The sequence below is a fragment of the Bacillus sp. GW823-FHT06A11 genome (genome assembly GCF_058795355.1).
The window spans coordinates 1,304,897-1,323,513 of record NZ_JBXAHS010000001.1 but is presented as its reverse complement, the minus strand read 5'-3'; the positions used below and the strand labels follow the sequence as shown (position 1 = coordinate 1,323,513).

Sequence of the window (18,617 nt, the reverse complement as noted above, 5' to 3'; positions counted from 1 at the left end):
CGGTTTTAGAAAGGATGGATACATATGAAAATGACTGTTGTCGGCTTTTGGGGCGGCTTTCCAGAAGCGGGAGAAGCAACGTCGGGGTATTTGTTTGAACACGATGGTTTTCGTTTACTTGTAGACTGTGGTAGTGGTGTACTAGCACAGCTTCAAAAATATATAACACCATCTCATATAGATGCAGTTGTACTGTCACACTATCATCACGATCATGTTGCGGACATTGGGGTATTGCAATATGCGAGATTAATTACGAGTGCGACAACAAGGCAACTACCGGAATTACCAATATACGGTCATACGTTTGACGAAAATGGATTCCATTCTTTAACACATGAACCACATACGAAAGGAATCGCGTACAATCCAGAAGAAACACTTCAAGTTGGACCGTTCTCGATTTCGTTCTTAAAAACTGTTCATCCTGTTACATGCTTTGCGATGCGTATTACAGCTGGAGATGATGCTGTAGTATACAGCGCTGATTCAAGTTATATTCCTGAATTCATTCCATTCACAAAAGATGCTGATCTTTTCATTTGTGAGTGTAATATGTATGCACATCAAGAGGCTGCAAAAGCAGGGCATATGAATAGTACAGAAGTAGCAAGTATTGCAAAAGATGCGAATGTAAAAGAACTTTTATTAACGCACTTACCGCATACAGGCAACCCATCTGATTTAGTAACAGAAGCAAAACAAATTTTCAGTGGCCATATTACGCTAGCGCATAGTGGCTACGTATGGAACTCATGAGGTGATACGATGTTATTTATTGATAATAAAGGAATTACAGATCCTAGAATAAACTTAGCGATCGAAGAATATTGTGTGAAGAATTTAGATATTAACGAAACATATTTACTGTTCTACATTAATGAGCCTTCGATTATCATTGGTAAAAATCAAAACACAGTAGAAGAAATTAATGCAGATTACGTAAAAGAAAAAGGTATTCATGTCGTTCGTCGTCTATCAGGCGGAGGCGCAGTATATCATGATTTAGGAAACTTAAACTTCAGTTTTATTACGAAAGATGATGGAGACAGTTTCAGCAACTTCAAAAAATTCACAGAGCCTGTAACGAAAGCGCTTAGTAAATTAGGTGTAAAGGCAGAACTAAGTGGTCGTAACGACATTTTAGCTGAAGGTAGAAAAATTTCAGGTAACGCGCAGTTCTCAACGAAAGGTCGTATGTTCAGCCACGGTACGTTACTATTTGACTCTGAAATCGATCACGTCGTATCAGCGTTAAAAGTAAAAATGGATAAGATTCAATCAAAAGGTATTAAATCAATCCGTAGCCGCGTCGCGAACATTACAGAGTTCCTAAACGAAGAAATGACGACAGAAGAGTTTAGACAACTTCTTCTAGAAACAATTTTCGAAGGAGAAACAGAAATCCCAACGTACGAATTAACAGAAAATGATTGGAAAGAGATCCATAAACTTTCTGAAGAACGTTACCAAAATTGGGATTGGAACTATGGAAAATCACCGAAGTTCAACTTACAACATTCACACCGCTTCCCAGTTGGACAAGTTGATGTTCGTCTTGAAGTGAAAAAAGGAACAGTAACAGAATGTAAAATTTACGGCGACTTCTTCGGTTCACTAGATGTTCATGATATTGAAGAGCGTCTAACAGGCGTTCAGTTCGATAAAGATGCATTCACTGCAGCTTTAGAAGGCGTAGATATCGCACGCTACTTCGGTAACATTACAACAGAAGATTTCTTACATTTATTCTTCTAAAGATGAGGGAGGCTGCCATAAAGGCAGCCTCTTTCTTTTTGTAGTTTTGTCGATATAATTCCATTTACCACAAAATGTATACTTACAGGACATCTGCCTCTTATAAAGGAATATATATATGAAAAGGAGGCGGATCGATATGAAAAGGGTCATACACATTGTAATATTGCTCGGATTCGTCATTGGGATTGCAGCGTGTAACAGTGAAACTTCCTCAAGTCGTACCCTTTTATCTATCGGAAAGCCAGCGCGGGATAATGTTATATATTTTACGCATACAGATAACAAACGAAAGATACAGGATATACAGGACAGGTTTCAAAATAAGGAATGGAAAAGAAATGAAACATTCAGCACTGTTAATAAAACGCCAGATGTCGTCTTATCAATAGATGAAAACAATAAAGGGTTACCGACGTTATATGTTACCGTGTATTTTCATGAAAATGGAGCGGACGTTTTGAATTTGTATGGAGAGTATACGAACTTAAATAAAGAGGAACTTGAAAAGCTTAAAGAAAAGATGAGTGCATATTATCCTAAAATGATTTTTGGTCTAGTGTTATAAATTACTTGCAAATAAAATCCCCTTATTTTTCCAAAGTAAACTAAGAGAAGGTAATCTGTCTATATGCAGTTAATAGAATATCACTTGCTACTTTAATTTTCTTTTAATATAATTAATTTAGAATTTTTAAATATTCTAAATTTTATAAAGGTGGGGTTTTTGTGAATCTCGTTCAATCTTTGGCTGAAACGGCAAAAAAGAAGGGGGATAAACCGGCTTATATATTTATGGATCAGTCGGTCTCATATGACCAATTAAACAAAATGGTCACAAGGTTTTCTAGCAATTTAGCAGAAATGGGCATTGGAAAAGGGGACAATGTCGCATTAGTTGTTGGGAACTCACCACATTTTTTGGTCGGTTTATACGGAACAATGAAAGCTGGAGCAACTGTTATTCCAGTTAATCCAATTTATACAGCAGACGAAATGCATTACATTTTACAAAATGGAGATGTAAAAACAATCATCGTACTCGACGTCCTTCTACCTGTTATACAATCTCTTACAACAAGACTTCCTTCATTAGAAAACATCATCATATGCGAAACCTCATCAGATTTTAACCATACAGAAACCGAAAAAATGAAAACGTTTACTAGTTTTGTGGGGGCTGGAGACTTACAATACGAAGGCCCTGAACTAGATGAAGAAGATGTAGCGGTTATCCTATACACTTCAGGTACAACTGGAAAACCAAAAGGCGCTATGTTAACACATAAAAATTTATATAGTAATGCGAATGATGTTGCGTCTTATTTACAATTTACTGCTGACGATCGCGTCGTTGCGGCACTGCCAATGTTCCATGTGTTCTGTTTAACAGTTGCGGTAAATGCACCGATTGTGAACGGGGCAACAATTTTAATGTTACCGAAATTTAGTCCGAAAGAAGTATTCCGTATTTGTCGCACGTACGAACCAACGATTTTTGCTGGCGTACCGACGATGTACAATTATTTATATTTATTTGAAGAAGCAAGCGCAGAAGATGTGAAGACGCTTCGTCTTTGTATTTCCGGTGGTGCATCGATGCCTGTTGCTCTTCTGCAAAACTTTGAAAAACGTTTTAACGTTATTGTTTCAGAAGGATACGGTTTATCAGAGGCATCACCAGTTACTTGTTTCAACCCGCTAGATCGTCCACGTAAACCAGGATCAATTGGTACAAATATTTGGCATGTAGAAAATAAAATTGTGAATGAACTAGGGGAAGAAGTACCTGTCGGCGCAGTCGGTGAATTAATTGTTCGCGGACCTAACGTTATGAAAGGGTACTATAATGCACCAGAAGATACAGCTGCGACGTTGAAAAATGGCTGGCTATATACAGGTGACTTAGCAAAAATGGATGAAGAAGGTTACTTCTATATCGTTGATCGTAAAAAAGATATCGTCTTAGTTGGCGGTTATAACGTATATCCTCGTGAAGTAGAAGAAGTATTATATACGCACGAATCTGTAGCGGAAGTTGTCGTAATCGGTGTTCCTGACGAAAACTTAGGAGAAGCCGTACGAGCTTACGTCGTTTTGAAGAAAATGAACGTAACAGAAGAAGAACTAATGCATTACTGCACGTTACATTTAGCGAAATATAAAGTGCCGAAAAGCATTGAGTTTTTAATAGAATTACCGAAGAATACGACTGGTAAGTTGTTAAGAAGAGCATTGAGAGAGAAAGCGATGCAAGTGTAAAAATGAGGCAACCATCTTTGAAGGTGGTTGCCTCATTTTTTTGTGCATTGATTAAGCTGTGGTGTCATATATTTAAAGCTTCATATGACCAACAAGGAGGAGATATACATAGAACAGAAGGGATTAACGCTTACGGCGAGTGCAATATCTTATTTGTGAAATTATGGATGAACTCTGAAAATGATAAGAACGGTAATTTTAATCAAAATGGAGTAATGAACCGTGAATCAATGGCTACGGTGTTAGTAAATGCATATAAATTAGAATGGAATGAAAATAGTAAGTTACCAAAAGAATTTGCTGATTTGAAAAATCATTGGGCTCGAAGTATGCCAATATTTTAGTTTAGTAAGAAAATTCAAATTCCAAGTTGACACATATGAATTACAGAATTAAAATGAAAAGAAATCGAATACAATACATTAGAAGCTAATCAGATAAACTGAAGGCGCACAATGTTCACATTTGTGAATATATTGTGTGCCTTTTTCTATTGTATAAACTAAGGGGGCTTAACGATGAAAAAGTGGGGTAAGACAGCGTTTATGAAAAGTACAGGTGTTTTATTATCAGCAGTTGTACTTTTATCAGGGTGTGGTTCTGCAACATCCACTAGTAATTCTGAAGGAAGTGGAGATAAAAAAACAGTTGAGCTTTTAAATGTTTCTTATGATCCAACTAGGGAGTTATATCAAGATTTTAATAAAGATTTTGCGAAGTATTGGAAAGAGAAGCATGGGCAAACAGTAAATGTAAAACAATCACATGGGGGATCTGGAAGTCAAGCACGCTCTGTTATTGATGGCTTAGAAGCAGACGTTGTTACACTAGCACTTGCTTATGATATTGATGCCATTAGCAAGAAAAAACAACTAGCAGAAGATTGGCAGAAGCGACTTGCGAATAATTCTACTCCATACACGTCAACAATTGTATTTCTTGTTCGAAAAGGAAACCCGAAAGGAATTAAAGACTGGGATGACTTAACGAAAAAAGGTGTGTCTGTCATTACACCAAACCCAAAAACATCAGGCGGAGCACGTTGGAACTATTTAGCGGCGTGGGGATACGCATTGAAAAAATATAATAATAGTGAAGATAAGGCGAAAGAGTTTGTTGGCCAAATTTATAAAAACGTAGAAGTATTAGATTCAGGAGCGCGCGGAGCAACGACAACATTTGTTGAAAAAGGAATTGGTGACGTATTAATCGCATGGGAAAATGAAGCGTTATTATCTCAAAAAGAGCTTGGAAAAGATAAATTTGAAATTGTAACCCCTTCTATTAGTGTACTTGCAGAACCACCAGTAGCGGTTGTAGATAAAGTCGTTGATAAAAAAGGAACGAAAAAAGTAGCAGAAGGGTATCTTGAATATTTGTACTCAGAAAAAGGACAGGAAATTGCGGCGAAAAACTTTTATCGTCCGCGCAATGAAAAAGTAGCAGAAAAATACGCATCCCAATTTCCGAAAGTTCAATTATTTACAGTAGATGAACTATTTGGTGGCTGGAAAAAAGCACAAGAAAAACACTTTAATGACGGCGGCGTATTCGATAAAATTTATCAAAAATAATGCACTGCTAAAGGGGGATGAGGTGAAAGAGGATGAGGAAGAAGCGTGTTTTACCAGGGTTTGGATTATCGCTTGGATTTACAATGTTGTACATGAGTTTATTCGTACTTATACCACTTTCTATCGTATTTATTCAAACTTCACAGTTAGGTTGGAAGAAGTTCGCTGGGGTTATAACGAACGAGCGTGTGTTGCATTCCTATCAAGTTAGTTTTACAACTTCATTTGCAGCTGCTATTGTAAATGCCATTTTCGGTTTATTAATAGCTTGGGTGCTCGTACGCTACAAATTTCCAGGGAAACGACTATTAGACGGACTCATTGATTTACCGTTTGCACTTCCGACAGCTGTAGCTGGTATTACACTTACAACGCTTTATGCGGAAAATGGATGGATTGGAAAAATATTTAGTCTGTTTCACATAAAAGTAGCTTTTACACCACTCGGAATTATCGTTGCGCTTACTTTTATCGGTTTACCATTTGTCGTTCGAATGGTGCAACCAGTGCTGCAAAATATTGATAAAGAAGTAGAAGAGGCAGCTTCGAGTTTAGGTGCATCCCGCTTGCAAATATTTGTGAAAATCATTTTACCAGAGATCTTTCCCGCTCTTCTTGCAGGTTTTTCACTCGCATTTGCAAGAGCATTAGGAGAATACGGATCTGTCGTTTTCATCGCAGGTAATATGCCGATGAAAACAGAAATTGCACCACTGATGATTATGACGAAACTAGAACAATATGATTATGCGGGGGCAACAGCTGTAGCGACCGTGATGCTTATTATTTCTCTCCTTTTCCTTCTTCTTATTAATATGATTCAAAGCTGGAGTAGAAGGCATGAACTAAAAAGTGAATAGGAGGAGAGAAAATGGAACCAACATTATTAGAAAAGAAAATAGTAAAAAGCGTATCAGCTAAAAAAGAATCTAAGCTCGTACCAGGCGTATTAATTACGATTACAGTTTTATTTTTATCTCTCTTTCTATTACTGCCACTCATAACTATTTTTCTAAAAGCCTTTGAAAGAGGGATGGATGTATACATTGCCGCTATTACAGATCAAGAAGCATTTTCAGCAATTAGATTAACGCTTCTCGTTGCGTTAATCGTTGTGCCGCTTAATACGATATTTGGGATAGCGGCCGCATGGCTTATTACAAAGTTTCAGTTTAAAGGAAAACAAGTATTACTCTCTCTTATTGAACTGCCGTTTGCTGTGTCACCAGTTATCGCAGGATTAGTATTCGTTTTACTTTTCACACCGAGGGGTGCTCTTGGCGAATGGTTACTTGAACATGGAGTGAAACTCATTTTCTCTGTACCAGGCATTATTATCGCAACAATCTTTGTAACCTTCCCGTTCGTTGCACGTGAATTAATTCCCATTATGCAGGCGCAAGGGAAAAGTGAAGAAGAGGCAGCTTTATCACTTGGCGCAAGTGGCTGGAAAATGTTTTGGCGCGTTACGCTTCCAAATATAAAATGGGGGCTTTTATACGGCATGATTCTATGTAATGCCCGTGCTATCGGTGAGTTCGGAGCCGTTTCTGTCGTATCAGGTCACGTGCGCGGTATTACAAATACGATGCCGCTCCATATTGAAATTTTGTACAATGAATATCAATTTTCAGCAGCATTTGCAGTAGCGACGTTAATGTCATTAATTGCAGTGTTTACACTCGTTATAAAAAACTGGATTGAATGGCGAATGGAAAAACGCCAATAAGAGGGGGATTACGGTGAGTATTCAAATTCAAGGTGTATCAAAGCAATATGGTACATTTCAAGCACTAACAGACATTCATTTGGATATTCCAAAAGGCGAACTTGTTGCCTTATTAGGCCCGTCAGGTTCTGGGAAAACGACGTTATTACGCATTATTGCAGGATTAGAAGAAGCGGATGGAGGCTCTATTTCATTTGATGGAGAAGATTTAACAGACATTCACGTGAAAAACAGGCAAGTCGGTTTCGTCTTTCAGCACTATGCGCTCTTTAAGCATATGAATGTATTTGAGAATGTCGCTTTCGGTTTAAAAGTAAGAAAGAAAAGCTTAAGACCGTCAGCAGAAGCGATAGAAGAAAAGGTAACAGAATTATTAAAGCTCGTAAAAATGGATGGCTTTGCTAAACGTTATCCAGCGCAATTATCTGGTGGACAACGTCAACGTATTGCACTAGCCCGGGCACTTGCAGTCGAACCGAATATTTTATTACTTGATGAACCGTTCGGTGCACTCGATGCAAAGGTGAGAAAAGAATTACGAAGATGGCTCCGAAAATTACATGACGAATTTCAAATTACGAGCGTATTCGTAACGCATGATCAAGAAGAAGCGTTAGACGTTGCAGACCGCATCGTTGTAATGAATGAAGGCTGCATTGAACAAATGGGAACACCGGAAGAAGTATATGAAAACCCAGCAAGTCCGTTTGTATATGACTTTTTAGGAAATGTAAATTTATTTCACGGCCGCGTTCATAAAGGAAAGCTAAATGTAGGATCGGTCGAACTAGAAGCACCAGAGCATAAGCACGTTTCCAACGTAGACGGAATAGCCTACGTAAGACCGCATGACTTATCAATCTCTCGTACGAAACAAAGCGTAGATGCAATCCCGGCAAAAGTATCTTATTCTCACGCAGTCGGACCTGTCGTATATGTAGAATTAAAACGAGACGAAACAGATGAATATTTAGAAGCAGAAATTACGAAAGAACAGTTCAAACAGCTGAACATTCAAGCGGGTGATTTCGTATACGTACAGCCGAAAGAAGTGAAAGTGTTTATTCCGGAGGATTTTGTAATTTAAATAAAAACCGAACCACCATCTAAATGGCGGTTCGGTTTTCTTTATCTATTTTTTCTCTACTAATTTCTTATTCTTCCAATCTAATGTAAACGATTTATTAAATGTTTTTTGATCAACATCTTTTACGTTGTTTCCAACCCAGTTTGCAGTTCCGAATGTGTAGCCTGGACGAAGTTGGTAGTCGTCGGCGTGCTTTGTATAAGCGACTTGTAGGTTAGATTGGTCTGTATTTTTTTCAGAGATAACAACAGCGATCATACCAGGAGAGAAACCGCTATTTGTTAATGCTGGAAGTTGATCCATCGGTATTAAATTACCTTTTGCATCAGATTCATATAAGTATGTGCGAGAGTACATGAACAGTTGGTTTCCGTATAAAGAATGGTAGGAATCACGTGTGTAAATACCCCAGTTTTGATTGTTATATCCGTTAAAGAATACATTCCATTTTACGTTTTTATTTGTTTGGTCAATTAAGTTTGTTTTATAACTTGTTTGTTTATAGCTTACAGAGTCAGACCAAGTTACTTGGCCAGTTGCACCCGCTTCAGCGCTAGGTCCATTTGGCGTTGCAGAAGCTTTAACAGAACCGCCAAGTTGATAAGATACACTAGAGGTTACAGTCGTTTCTTCTACAGCATTTGTAGGTGCTACGTTAAAGAAACGGGCGCTGTTATCTTGAAGATTAAAGGCAATATCATATTGTGAAGGGTAGCGTAATGTTGCACTAGCGCCAGGGATTGGGTAGTTATCAATAGGTGCATCACTTATAGTAGGATTTGCTTTTAGAAAACTACCAGTTGTATTAATAACGGCAATCTGTTTATCAGCGCTTGGGTCATCGATAAAAGTTACCTTTAAAGACATTGTCATATTATCAGCTTGATCATTATTAAATGTATTATAGCTCGTATGTGTTTTTGCATTTTGCCCGATATCTGTTACAACTTGTGACGTCGTTTGAGCGTAAGCAGCAGGTGTTGAAAGAGTTACAGCGCTACTAGCAAAAACAGCGGATAATGCTAAACATTTTAAATATGTTTTAGAACGTTTCATACAATCACTTCCTTTTATTTTTGTCGATATATGTCGTATTACATTTATATCGTAACATGAAAATAAAACGGAATAGATGGTTATGCATAATTGCATAGATGAGTTTTGAAGGATAAAGATAATAGAATTTTATCCAACACGTAAGACTCAAAAATGTCCATTACAGCCGTTCTTAAAAATTTTAAGACAATATGTTTATCAATGTTCTTATTCTGAAGATTGAAGCGCTTAATATTTACGTTATAAGTGCATAACAAGTTATAATAAAAGAAATCAATAAGGAGGCTGGCTGTGAAGAATCTTCGTTATCTCAATATATTTACCATATTAATTATATACACACTACTTATGTTTTATATCGGCTGGAACGGATGGGTTTGGCTTCATGCGGTATTTGGCTGGGAATCTTGGGGATATTATGCTTTCATAGTCGCATTTATTTCATATGCGTACATTCTCGTGCAAGTGTTTAAGTCTCTGCCATTTCTGCGAACGATAGGTTCGATTTGGTTTGCGGTTATACAATATGCGCTTATGTTGTTGCCATTAGCTGATATTATGGTCTTTCTTTTACAGTTTTCAGTAGAGAAAGAAGCGGCAATTATTTGGATAGGGACGGCTGTGATAGCTGCATTTATCTTTATCTTTGCGTATGGAGTATTTAATGCGTATAGTCCAGTAGTAAGAAAATACGAAGTGCACATACCGAAAAAGGTAGAGGGGCGTAAAAGTTTACGTATTGCGATGGCTTCTGATATGCATTTCGGTAAACTGTCTGGCGTTTCGCATTTGAAAAGACTTGTTCGTCATGTAAATGAAATGGAACCTGATATTATTTTACTGCCAGGTGATATTATCGATGATCATCCAGGGGTATTCATTCAAAAAAACATGGGTCATATTATGAAACAAATGAAAGCTCCATTAGGCGTATATGGTGTTTTAGGAAACCATGAATACTACGGCAGAGCGGTTCCAGAGTTTTTACAAGAGATGGATAAGATTGATATTCGTATTCTTTTAGATGAAGTGCTTACAATTGAAGATGACTTTTATCTCGTTGGAAGAAGAGATAAAACAGAGCGAGATCGCCAAAGCTTTGAAAAACTTATGAGTACAGTGGATAAATCCATGCCAGTTATCGCAATGGATCATCAGCCATTTGAGTTGAAACAGGCAGCGGATGCTGGTGTAGACTTATTATTATCCGGTCATACGCACCGCGGACAAATGGCGCCCAATCATATTGTAACGAGAAGAATGTACGAGCTAGACTGGGGATACGCACAAAAAGGCGCGTTCCACGCAATTGTTTCTTCTGGATTTGGATTTTGGGGACCACCGCTTAGACTTGGTAGTAGGTCGGAGATTGTGCAGGTAGAAGTTACGTTTGAATAAGGTTAAATAAAAGGGATTATACATATTAATCATGTATAATCCCTTTTATTTTTTATTTCTCAATCGCGCTCTTTACTTAAATATAATCTCAATTAGTTGTTGTGGATGTGCATTAATTAATCCATGAACAATAATAATTACCCATACCTTACGATAACGCGCCCACAAATATCCAAGGAATAGACCTACGATACCAAGGTTCACAATGACCGTAGCTGTATCAATATCCCAATGACCAGAGCCATGTAATGCGATATGCCAGCTTGCCCATAACAATGATGTAAGAAGAATAGCCGGCCAAGTACCTAGTAATAATTCCAAACGTGTTTGCAACCAAACTCTATAAAAAATCTCTTCAAGTACACTATTTATAAGAAACCCTACAAGTAAAATGGAGATTAAAATCGTGGGTTCCATTTTCATTGAAACAAATGGTGTAGAGAATATAGAAAAGAAGTTGAAGTAACCCCAGATTATAATGACAATAAGTGGTGTAAACCGATACCATCTATTATCCCCTGTTAATTTTACTGACTTTGGTCGTTCTTTTTCGGGGTTATTTTTATAAAAAAAAAGCAGCATTAATGGAGTGAATAATAATAAAATAATTTTAAATATCATAAACCACAATTGTAATGCCATTCCTTCAAAGTTCGTGGTGAGAAGACAAATCGTGAAGAGGGAGCCACTTAAGAAGAAGATAGCAGTTTGAATTATGATGCGCCTTGGTTCAAATTGTTGAAGGGGATTATAGTTTTTATGATGAAATGGTAGGAAACGGACAAGGAGTATACCGACAATAACAGGGAGCCACTTGTACCAAAAGGGCATCGTGCCCTTATGATCTCCACTGTAACGAATGTTCGTTTCTCCAATCCATATAAGCCAAAAAGATGAAAGCAAAATAATAAGCATAATGATACCGCCAATTAACTTCCCCGCTTTTGGAAAATAACTGTCCATAGTTATCCGACCTTTCATATTATAATTGTAAGTCAGTTTCTAATTGACTTCATTCGCTGCTTTTTTCTTTAGTAAATATGTATTTATAAATCTATTAAAACAAAAAAAGAGGAGTCGTGGAAATATTTTCTTTTTTTTGATTAAATTTGATAAGAACAAGAGGACCTGTTTTTTATAAAAACAGAACGTTTATATTCAAATTACAGAATAGTATATTTACGCTTCTTCAAAAAAGAGATAATATAAAAAGACTTTGCTTGAAAAGGGGGATTGTAAGTGATCATATCAGATGTACTATACGGAGAATTTGAAGTGGATGCAGTGCTAGAAGAATTAATTTTAAGTAAGCCTATGCAAAGACTAAAGGGAATTCATCAAGCAGGCGCAAGTTACTTAATGAACGAGAAATGGAATGTAACTCGTTTTGAGCATTCAGTGGGTGTTATGTTATTGGTGAAAAAACTAGGTGGTTCAGTAGAAGAACAGATTGCTGGTTTACTACATGACGTATCACATACTGCTTTTTCCCACGTGATTGATTACGTTTTTGATAATGAAGATGAAAGTTATCATGAAGAGATATTTAGTTCTGTTGTGAAAAACTCAGAAATTCCAGCGATCCTTGTGAGGCATGGTTATAACTATGAAGATATTTTATTAGATGATTCGAAGTGGACGTTACTGGAAAGGTCAGCGCCCGAATTATGCGCAGATCGAGTGGATTATACGTTACGAGATATGTATACATATGGGTATATTTCTTTAGAAGAAGTTCATAGTTTTTTAGAGGATGTCATCGAAGTAGAGGGGAAAATGGTTCTTCAAAATATTGAAATAGCGGAATGGTTTACAGAAACGTATTACAAAGAAGTAATCGATTTCTTTATGGAACCAATGAATATTTACGGAAATGATATGTTAGCGAAAACGTTAAAGGTAGCTCTTCATAAAAGAATTATTCATGCAGATGATTTTCTTCTTGAAGATGAGGAGCTTATTTCGAAATTGCAGCAATGTAATGACCCCGAAGTAGAAGCTTTATTAAGCAAAATTCATCCAAATATAAAAGGAAAAGAAGATAGAAACGATTATGATTTACATCAGAAAAATAAAATGCGTCTTATTGATCCGCCGTTACTTCGTGAAGGGAAAATTGTTCAGTCATCTGTTGTATCAGAAAAAATAAGACAGATGAGTGATATCGCTTATGAAAAAGCGGTGAGAGGGATGTATGTGAAAGTGATTTCGAATTAAAAAAGAAGTAGCGCATCGTTTTTAGAGCGCTACTTCTTTTTTATTAATTATCAAACCAATTCCAAATCTCAATATCTCCAAGAGTCGCATAACGTACGTGCGGGGAGTTTTGTAATTTTAATAACTCTTTCGACGGGCCAGTAATAACAATTCCGTATACTTTTACACCGTTATCCTTTACATATTGATAACGTTTATCTAAGTTTAATTCTTTCTCAGAAAGCGCTGCTATTTTGCTTACCGTTTTTTTATGGATAGAAAGGACGCGCATCATTTCGGTTACTTTGTCTTCTTGCGTTTTCTGCCCGTCAGTTTCATTATCGAGGAATCTTACATGTTCTGGAAACCCTATAGCTTCTCCGCCATGTAGGATATAGTCATCTACATTTTTTCTTTCTTGTCCTGTATCTAAAGCGTACCATAAAGGAGTTGGAGGGAGTTCTTGTGCCTCGAATATGCTATATAAAAGCGGTTCTAATTCTTTTAAAGTGTAAGATTTATCAAAAGAAATTGCTACTTCTGCAACGGTTCCATCATGTACTTTTGCAAGTGTATCCCATACTTTTTTTGATGAATCCTTTAAATAATCACCCTGCTCTGTTTTTGGATGAACAAAGAAGAGTTTTGGTTGATAGAACGGATTCATCCAAGTTCGCTTCGTAACATCTACAGATGATAAGAAGCTTTTTGTTTCTATTGTACCGAGGGGCATTTCTTTTTTACCGACGGTTCGTACTAAATCAAATTGGCTATTCGTACGGAAAAAAGCTTCTACACTTGTTCCGCCCCCCATAACACGGCTATTTGGGATCGTTGCTTCAAGTGCAAGCGAAGGAACCTCTCTAATTTCTTCTAGCCTTTTATCATTATTAGCTTGAAAATAAAAGGCTGATAATACCCCGCCGATTATATAGATAACGATGCAAATTGATAATATAAAACCAAATGTTTGTAAACGATGTTTCCACTTAATCCTCCAAAAAGGAACTTTAAGATCTTTTGGAGGTAACTTTTTCTTAATTGGTTCTGTTTTTGTTAACAGCTCATCTAAGTAAGCTTCACACTCTTCACATGACTCAATATGACTTTCTAACAGTTCTTGTTCATCATGCGTGAGCGTTCCATTTTCATACTTCTTCCATAGTTTTTTAAATTCTGTACACCCCATCCGTATCACTCCTTTATGCTTTTCATTTCTTTTCGTCCCCTGTGTAATTCAATTTTCACTTTCGCTAATGAGAGACCAGTCATTTCTGCTATTTCCTTATAGGAGAATCCATAGTAATCTCGTAGTAGCAGGGCATTTCGTCTTTCGAGCGGAAGAGACGATAAACTGTCTAACCAACTAGCAATCTCATGTTTTACGAAATATGCATGTTCTGTACTTGGCACGTTTGGTAAATGGAATTCTGCAACTTCTGTTGTTTTATATTTCTTTTCTTTACGATACCAATCGATAAAGGCATTGTAGGCAATTGTAAATAACCACGGCCTAATTTCTTCTCCTTTATAATAGTCAATATGGACGAGCATTCGGTAAAATGTTTCTTGCATGAGATCTTCCGCATAGTGGGAATCTCCGGTTAGGGAGAGAAGATAGCGAAATAAATCTTGCATATGCTCTGAGTAAATTTCTTCTAATGATTGTTTGCGTTTCACTACATTTCCCTCCCTTCATATATAACAACGAAATACATATAAAAAAGTTACAATTTTTTATGGAATTATAGTAAAAAACGTCAAGAATTGGATTGCGTTCTCTTTTATCATAATACATATAAGGCGGGTGAACAGAGATGGAAAGCTATGAAACACAAATTCAAAGGTCAATTGATTATATTGAGGAAGATGTAATGGAAAAACAGACGCTGCGTAATTTAGCACGTATTGCAGGTTTTTCTGAGTCGCATTTTCATCGTGTATTTCAGGCATTAGTAGGTGATACAGTAATGGAGTATGTTCGAAAGCGGAGGTTAGCCCGGGCAGCTTATCAACTTTCTCATACGGATGAAAAAGTTATTGATATCGCGTTTGAACATGGCTTTCAATCTCACGAAACGTTCACGAGAGCCTTTAAAAAATTATTTCAAATGACACCGAGTGAATATCGAAAACAAGAAATCGAAACACCGATGTATTACAGAGTGAATGTAAAGCAAAGAAAATTAAATCCGTATTTAGGGGGCATACAAATGGAATATCGTATTGTAAATAAACCAGAATTTTTAGTGGCGGGTTATGAATTGAAGACGACAAGTAAAGAAGGGAAAAACCATCAAGACATTCCAGTATTTTGGCAAGAATATTTACAAAAAGATCTTGGAACGACGATTCCGAATCGTAAAGATACGAGTCAATGGGTAGAGCTTGGATTATGTACTGATTTTAATTTAGAAACAGGAGACTTCACTTACATTATCGGAATGGAAGTTACAGACTTTGAAAATGTACCAAATGAAATTGCGAAGCGTACTTTCCCGGCAGCAACATATGCAGTATTTACAACGCCGAAAGTTCCTCATGAAGAAATGGTATCGTCTATTCACCAAACTTGGAATGCAGTATTCTCAGAATGGTTCCCGCATTCAGGATATGAACATTGCGGTGTTACGGAGTTTGAACTGTACGATGAGCGTTGCCACGAAGATAAGAGTGAGTTTGCACAAGTAGAGCTTTGGATACCGGTGAAGAAAAAATAATAGGGTAAGAGCGAATCGTTGGGAGATGGTTCGCTTTTTCATAAAGGGGGAAATGGGAAAATGTTCAAAAAACTAGAATGTGTATCTATACATACGAAAGATATAGAAAGATCAGTTTCTTTCTATAAAGAAATGGGAATGAAGCAAAACTGGATGATAGAAAGAGAACTAGAAGAAGGGGTTATTTGGACGTTAATAGGATTGAAGTTTCCAGATGAGAAAAGTTCAGAGTTAGTAATAAGCAATCATCCGGATATTAATTTTACGGAAGTCGAAGTATTAGTAGAAGATGTACAACAAACGTATGAAAGTTTAAAAGATAATAAAGATGTAAAATGGATTCGCGAACCATTTCCAACAGAATCAGGACATGTTGCAGTAATGGAAGCACCTGATGAGAATGTGTTTGTGTTAGTAGGGAAATAGCTGAAATATGGAGTGACCTTTCATAGTGAGTTATGAAGGGTTATTTTTATCCCGCTATTTGCCGGGCAGCGCGATTGGTGAGGGCTAATAATCAGTGGGGGATGAACAAAACTTCCACTGATTAAAGTTTCACTTTATAAGTGGATTGTTAAATTTGTATTGTTTTATCTGTAATACATATGAAAATGGTAAAATAAAATAGCAATTAAATATTGCGGGTGGAAGGTTATGCCCTTTCTTCATTTTGTGAAGAAAGGAGGTGTAATCGTATGGAATTTCTTTTGCAAATTTTGTTGGAAATTACAAAAACTATAGCTAGAGAAGGTATAGTTTTTGGATTTAAGAAATTAACGGCAAAAAAGCGCAAAAAGAAGACCACCCGTCTGCCTGCGAAGCGTGGGAAGTCTTCTAAGCGCAAATAAGCTTTAGTTGCAACCTTCCACCTTGCGGTAATTAGTTGCAGTGACGGGGTGTTGGAAGCACCTCGTCTACTTCATTTTATGCAAAACTTAGTTAGTTTATACTTCTATTTATAGTATAACAGTTTAGAAATGTATTTGTTAATAGTTTTATTTTTACTTTGTCTCGAAAAAACGATTCACATAATTTCAATTACCGCAAAATTCTCCCAGAAAAGAAAAAAAGACGCCACATAGCGTCTTTCCTACGAACGAAACGGAAATACAAGAATAATCGTCGTTCCTTTTCCGAGTGCACTATCAACGGAAATTGTCCCGTTATGAGCATGAACGAGCTGTTTTGTAATGGCTAGGCCAAGTCCAGTTCCGATGTTGCTTTCTTCTGTGTTTGTTCCGCGGTAATATCGTTCAAATAGAAGTTCTTTCGTTTTTTCATCCATTCCTTTTCCGTCATCTGAAATGGAGAGTGTAAAGGAATTAGCGTTTTGTGATAATTTTACGATGACAGTAGTTGTTTCGTTATTATGTTTTACAGCATTTACTAGTAAGTTTTCGATAATACGCTGGAACCATTTTTCTTCAATGAAATATTGAATTTTATTTGAGCTCGGTACGAATTCAATATTTTGATTTTGAAGTGTTGGATTGTTAATAAATTGCAATAACACTTTTTGAACGAATTGATTGATTTCAACGTTTACGTGTTGGGCAGGAAGGCTGTTATTTTTTAATTGATACGTTAAGCTTAAATCATCAATTAATGTCGTCATATATTGAGATTTCTCTTTCATAACACTACCAAATTGTTGAATATCACGATCAGTCCAGTTATATTGATTCGATTCGAGTAATAATGCGTAGCCATATATAGAGCTAAGTGGTGTTTTTAAGTCGTGTGTTAGACCGGTAATCCATTCTTCTCGTGTTTGCTGAAGTACTTGCCTCATCGCATCATTTTTTTTGAGTGTAATAGAAAGGTGTTCTAGTGAACTTGTTACATCTCTAAACAAACGGAATGACCATTTTTCTTTACCAGATCTCCGGAACCTGACAGGTTTTCCTTTTTTACTAATAGGTTCTTCATACTTTCCGCCAGCGATATTTTTAAGCCAGCGCATCGCATGTAATAACGGTTTCCCGAATTTATTACCGTACCAAATAGAAAGAATGACTAAATAAACAAATACGATAAGAAGGATTAATCCGCATCCGATGAGAAACTTCTTAGTAAATACATCTTCAATTTCGTCATCTGGATAGTAGTGATCATTTTTCGCAGTCACAACGAGAAGGTTGCCACTATTTGCATCGTAAAAGCTAGACGTGTTTTCTTTATGATTCCACGGTTCTTTTTCATTAAGGGCGATTTGTATTGCTGAAAATGTTTTTTTCTTTCCAGCTGGATAGGCAAAAACCTCTTCGCCATTTTGATTAAATATTTGAAGTGCTGCTTTTTCTTTAGACAGTAACTGTTTTTCTTGATCTGTTAATGTAAACGAATCCATCGTTAAAGAGGAGTGATCCTTTTGAATTGCTGTCAGTAACGCATTGCTTTTTAACATACCACCATAAATAACAAGTACTTTCTTTTCTTCTAATTCAATTTCCCAATATGTAAATTTATAATTACTTTCGATATGATGTTGTATATATGCGACTAAAGATGTCTTCGTATAAGCATTCGGAACATCATTTGGTGTATTAAAGTGGTAGAGGATTTTTCCGTTTTCATCTACAACTTGGAGCCAATCATTTTTCTCCTTTATTAAATCTTGCACTTCAGATTGTAACGAAATATGCCCATCTTCTGAAGAGATGTATCTTGAAATTGTAAAACTATCAGAATCTGGAATATTAGGTTCGTATAAAGTACTAGTAAGAAGAAAAATTAAATAAGTAAAAGCAGCAACTACAGCGATAAGTAATGTAACTAAAACAAAAACGTGTTGCATGATAAATTGAATAATAAGTCGTTTATTAAAATTCATATCG

Annotated in this window: 20 protein-coding genes; 14 read left to right on the top strand and 6 right to left on the bottom strand. The window is 36.6% G+C overall.

All coding sequences use genetic code 11. The annotated features are described in order from the left end of the window. Nucleotides 1–24: 24 nt before the first annotated feature. The 9 genes from AC1Q8L_RS06655 to AC1Q8L_RS06615 all read left to right on the top strand — a co-directional run bounded on the left by AC1Q8L_RS06655 (nucleotide 25) and on the right by AC1Q8L_RS06615 (nucleotide 8,410). Nucleotides 25–759: an MBL fold metallo-hydrolase gene (locus AC1Q8L_RS06655; protein ID WP_000784690.1), complete on the top strand. Its 735-nt coding sequence runs from the start codon at nucleotides 25–27 to the stop codon at nucleotides 757–759. A gap of 9 nt (nucleotides 760–768) precedes the next feature. Continuing rightward, a complete protein-coding gene (lplA, locus tag AC1Q8L_RS06650; protein WP_000897273.1) occupies nucleotides 769–1,758 on the top strand; it encodes a lipoate--protein ligase in 990 nt (329 codons plus the stop codon). A 139-nt stretch (nucleotides 1,759–1,897) separates the two neighbouring features. Beyond that, nucleotides 1,898–2,326 carry a hypothetical protein gene (locus tag AC1Q8L_RS06645; RefSeq protein WP_000832165.1) on the top strand — a complete coding sequence of 143 codons (429 nt, stop codon included), beginning with the start codon at nucleotides 1,898–1,900 and terminating at the stop codon, nucleotides 2,324–2,326. 161 nt (nucleotides 2,327–2,487) lie between these two features. Next, nucleotides 2,488–4,020, top strand: a complete 1,533-nt coding sequence (locus tag AC1Q8L_RS06640) for a fatty acid--CoA ligase family protein (RefSeq protein ID WP_001055171.1) — start codon at nucleotides 2,488–2,490, stop codon at nucleotides 4,018–4,020. A 167-nt stretch (nucleotides 4,021–4,187) separates the two neighbouring features. Further along, entirely contained in the window at nucleotides 4,188–4,364 is a 177-nt protein-coding gene (locus AC1Q8L_RS06635; RefSeq protein WP_001986183.1) for a hypothetical protein, read from the top strand. A gap of 174 nt (nucleotides 4,365–4,538) precedes the next feature. Further along, entirely contained in the window at nucleotides 4,539–5,594 is a 1,056-nt protein-coding gene (locus AC1Q8L_RS06630) for a sulfate ABC transporter substrate-binding protein (RefSeq protein ID WP_000758699.1), read from the top strand. A gap of 32 nt (nucleotides 5,595–5,626) precedes the next feature. Then, a complete protein-coding gene (cysT, locus tag AC1Q8L_RS06625; protein WP_001227879.1) occupies nucleotides 5,627–6,454 on the top strand; it encodes a sulfate ABC transporter permease subunit CysT in 828 nt (275 codons plus the stop codon). An 11-nt stretch (nucleotides 6,455–6,465) separates the two neighbouring features. Then, on the top strand, nucleotides 6,466–7,323 hold the full coding sequence (gene cysW, locus AC1Q8L_RS06620; protein ID WP_000433830.1) for a sulfate ABC transporter permease subunit CysW: 858 nt from the start codon (nucleotides 6,466–6,468) through the stop codon (nucleotides 7,321–7,323). A gap of 13 nt (nucleotides 7,324–7,336) precedes the next feature. Continuing rightward, entirely contained in the window at nucleotides 7,337–8,410 is a 1,074-nt protein-coding gene (locus tag AC1Q8L_RS06615) for a sulfate/molybdate ABC transporter ATP-binding protein (RefSeq protein WP_000027097.1), read from the top strand. Nucleotides 8,411–8,455: 45 nt separating this feature from the next. Here the strand turns inward: AC1Q8L_RS06615 and cytK2 are convergent, their stop codons facing one another. Together cytK2 and AC1Q8L_RS06605 are read right to left on the bottom strand one after the other, a co-directional pair. Further along, nucleotides 8,456–9,466, bottom strand: coding sequence for a beta-channel forming cytolysin CytK2 (gene cytK2, locus AC1Q8L_RS06610; protein ID WP_000830624.1), 1,011 nt, complete (start codon nucleotides 9,464–9,466; stop codon nucleotides 8,456–8,458). Nucleotides 9,467–9,546: 80 nt separating this feature from the next. Then, a complete protein-coding gene (locus AC1Q8L_RS06605) occupies nucleotides 9,547–9,723 on the bottom strand; it encodes a TetR family transcriptional regulator (protein WP_071714124.1) in 177 nt (58 codons plus the stop codon). 34 nt (nucleotides 9,724–9,757) lie between these two features. Here AC1Q8L_RS06605 and AC1Q8L_RS06600 point away from each other — a divergent pair, with 34 nt between their 5' ends. Beyond that, a complete protein-coding gene (locus AC1Q8L_RS06600; protein ID WP_000793741.1) occupies nucleotides 9,758–10,864 on the top strand; it encodes a metallophosphoesterase in 1,107 nt (368 codons plus the stop codon). Between the two features lie 72 nt (nucleotides 10,865–10,936). On the opposite strand, the gene AC1Q8L_RS06595 is transcribed toward AC1Q8L_RS06600, so the two are convergent. Then, nucleotides 10,937–11,827, bottom strand: coding sequence for a CPBP family intramembrane glutamic endopeptidase (locus tag AC1Q8L_RS06595; protein ID WP_000378922.1), 891 nt, complete (start codon nucleotides 11,825–11,827; stop codon nucleotides 10,937–10,939). A gap of 276 nt (nucleotides 11,828–12,103) precedes the next feature. On the opposite strand from AC1Q8L_RS06595, the gene AC1Q8L_RS06590 reads away from it, so the two are divergent. After that, on the top strand, nucleotides 12,104–13,081 hold the full coding sequence (locus AC1Q8L_RS06590; protein WP_000587038.1) for an HD domain-containing protein: 978 nt from the start codon (nucleotides 12,104–12,106) through the stop codon (nucleotides 13,079–13,081). 43 nt (nucleotides 13,082–13,124) lie between these two features. On the opposite strand, the gene AC1Q8L_RS06585 is transcribed toward AC1Q8L_RS06590, so the two are convergent. Further along, a complete protein-coding gene (locus tag AC1Q8L_RS06585; RefSeq protein WP_000501938.1) occupies nucleotides 13,125–14,249 on the bottom strand; it encodes an anti-sigma factor in 1,125 nt (374 codons plus the stop codon). A 5-nt stretch (nucleotides 14,250–14,254) separates the two neighbouring features. Further along, complete coding sequence (locus AC1Q8L_RS06580; RefSeq protein ID WP_000824004.1) at nucleotides 14,255–14,740, bottom strand: RNA polymerase sigma factor; 486 nt, start codon at nucleotides 14,738–14,740, stop codon at nucleotides 14,255–14,257. Nucleotides 14,741–14,877: 137 nt separating this feature from the next. Here AC1Q8L_RS06580 and AC1Q8L_RS06575 point away from each other — a divergent pair, with 137 nt between their 5' ends. The 3 genes from AC1Q8L_RS06575 (at nucleotide 14,878) to AC1Q8L_RS06565 (ending at nucleotide 16,628) form a co-directional block, all read left to right on the top strand. Beyond that, nucleotides 14,878–15,780: an AraC family transcriptional regulator gene (locus AC1Q8L_RS06575; protein ID WP_000446842.1), complete on the top strand. Its 903-nt coding sequence runs from the start codon at nucleotides 14,878–14,880 to the stop codon at nucleotides 15,778–15,780. Between the two features lie 60 nt (nucleotides 15,781–15,840). Continuing rightward, nucleotides 15,841–16,206 carry a VOC family protein gene (locus tag AC1Q8L_RS06570; protein ID WP_000473644.1) on the top strand — a complete coding sequence of 122 codons (366 nt, stop codon included), beginning with the start codon at nucleotides 15,841–15,843 and terminating at the stop codon, nucleotides 16,204–16,206. Nucleotides 16,207–16,475: 269 nt separating this feature from the next. After that, complete coding sequence (locus AC1Q8L_RS06565) at nucleotides 16,476–16,628, top strand: hypothetical protein (RefSeq protein ID WP_000394943.1); 153 nt, start codon at nucleotides 16,476–16,478, stop codon at nucleotides 16,626–16,628. A 242-nt stretch (nucleotides 16,629–16,870) separates the two neighbouring features. Here the strand turns inward: AC1Q8L_RS06565 and AC1Q8L_RS06560 are convergent, their stop codons facing one another. Further along, a complete protein-coding gene (locus AC1Q8L_RS06560) occupies nucleotides 16,871–18,613 on the bottom strand; it encodes a sensor histidine kinase (RefSeq protein WP_001010445.1) in 1,743 nt (580 codons plus the stop codon). Nucleotides 18,614–18,617: the final 4 nt, after the last annotated feature.

Bases quoted from the DNA above. Each gene is read 5' to 3' on its own strand.
- AC1Q8L_RS06655 (WP_000784690.1), top strand. From the start codon at position 25: ATGAAAATGACTGTTGTCGGCTTTTGGGGCGGCTTTCCAGAAGCGGGA.
- lplA (WP_000897273.1), top strand. From the start codon at position 769: ATGTTATTTATTGATAATAAAGGAATTACAGATCCTAGAATAAACTTA.
- AC1Q8L_RS06645 (WP_000832165.1), top strand. From the start codon at position 1,898: ATGAAAAGGGTCATACACATTGTAATATTGCTCGGATTCGTCATTGGG.
- AC1Q8L_RS06635 (WP_001986183.1), top strand. From the start codon at position 4,188: ATGAACTCTGAAAATGATAAGAACGGTAATTTTAATCAAAATGGAGTA.
- AC1Q8L_RS06630 (WP_000758699.1), top strand. From the start codon at position 4,539: ATGAAAAAGTGGGGTAAGACAGCGTTTATGAAAAGTACAGGTGTTTTA.
- cysT (WP_001227879.1), top strand. From the start codon at position 5,627: ATGAGGAAGAAGCGTGTTTTACCAGGGTTTGGATTATCGCTTGGATTT.
- cysW (WP_000433830.1), top strand. From the start codon at position 6,466: ATGGAACCAACATTATTAGAAAAGAAAATAGTAAAAAGCGTATCAGCT.
- cytK2 (WP_000830624.1), bottom strand. From the start codon at position 9,466: ATGAAACGTTCTAAAACATATTTAAAATGTTTAGCATTATCCGCTGTT.
- AC1Q8L_RS06595 (WP_000378922.1), bottom strand. From the start codon at position 11,827: ATGGACAGTTATTTTCCAAAAGCGGGGAAGTTAATTGGCGGTATCATT.
- AC1Q8L_RS06585 (WP_000501938.1), bottom strand. From the start codon at position 14,249: ATGGGGTGTACAGAATTTAAAAAACTATGGAAGAAGTATGAAAATGGA.
- AC1Q8L_RS06575 (WP_000446842.1), top strand. From the start codon at position 14,878: ATGGAAAGCTATGAAACACAAATTCAAAGGTCAATTGATTATATTGAG.
- AC1Q8L_RS06570 (WP_000473644.1), top strand. From the start codon at position 15,841: ATGTTCAAAAAACTAGAATGTGTATCTATACATACGAAAGATATAGAA.
- AC1Q8L_RS06565 (WP_000394943.1), top strand. From the start codon at position 16,476: ATGGAATTTCTTTTGCAAATTTTGTTGGAAATTACAAAAACTATAGCT.
- AC1Q8L_RS06560 (WP_001010445.1), bottom strand. From the start codon at position 18,613: ATGAATTTTAATAAACGACTTATTATTCAATTTATCATGCAACACGTT.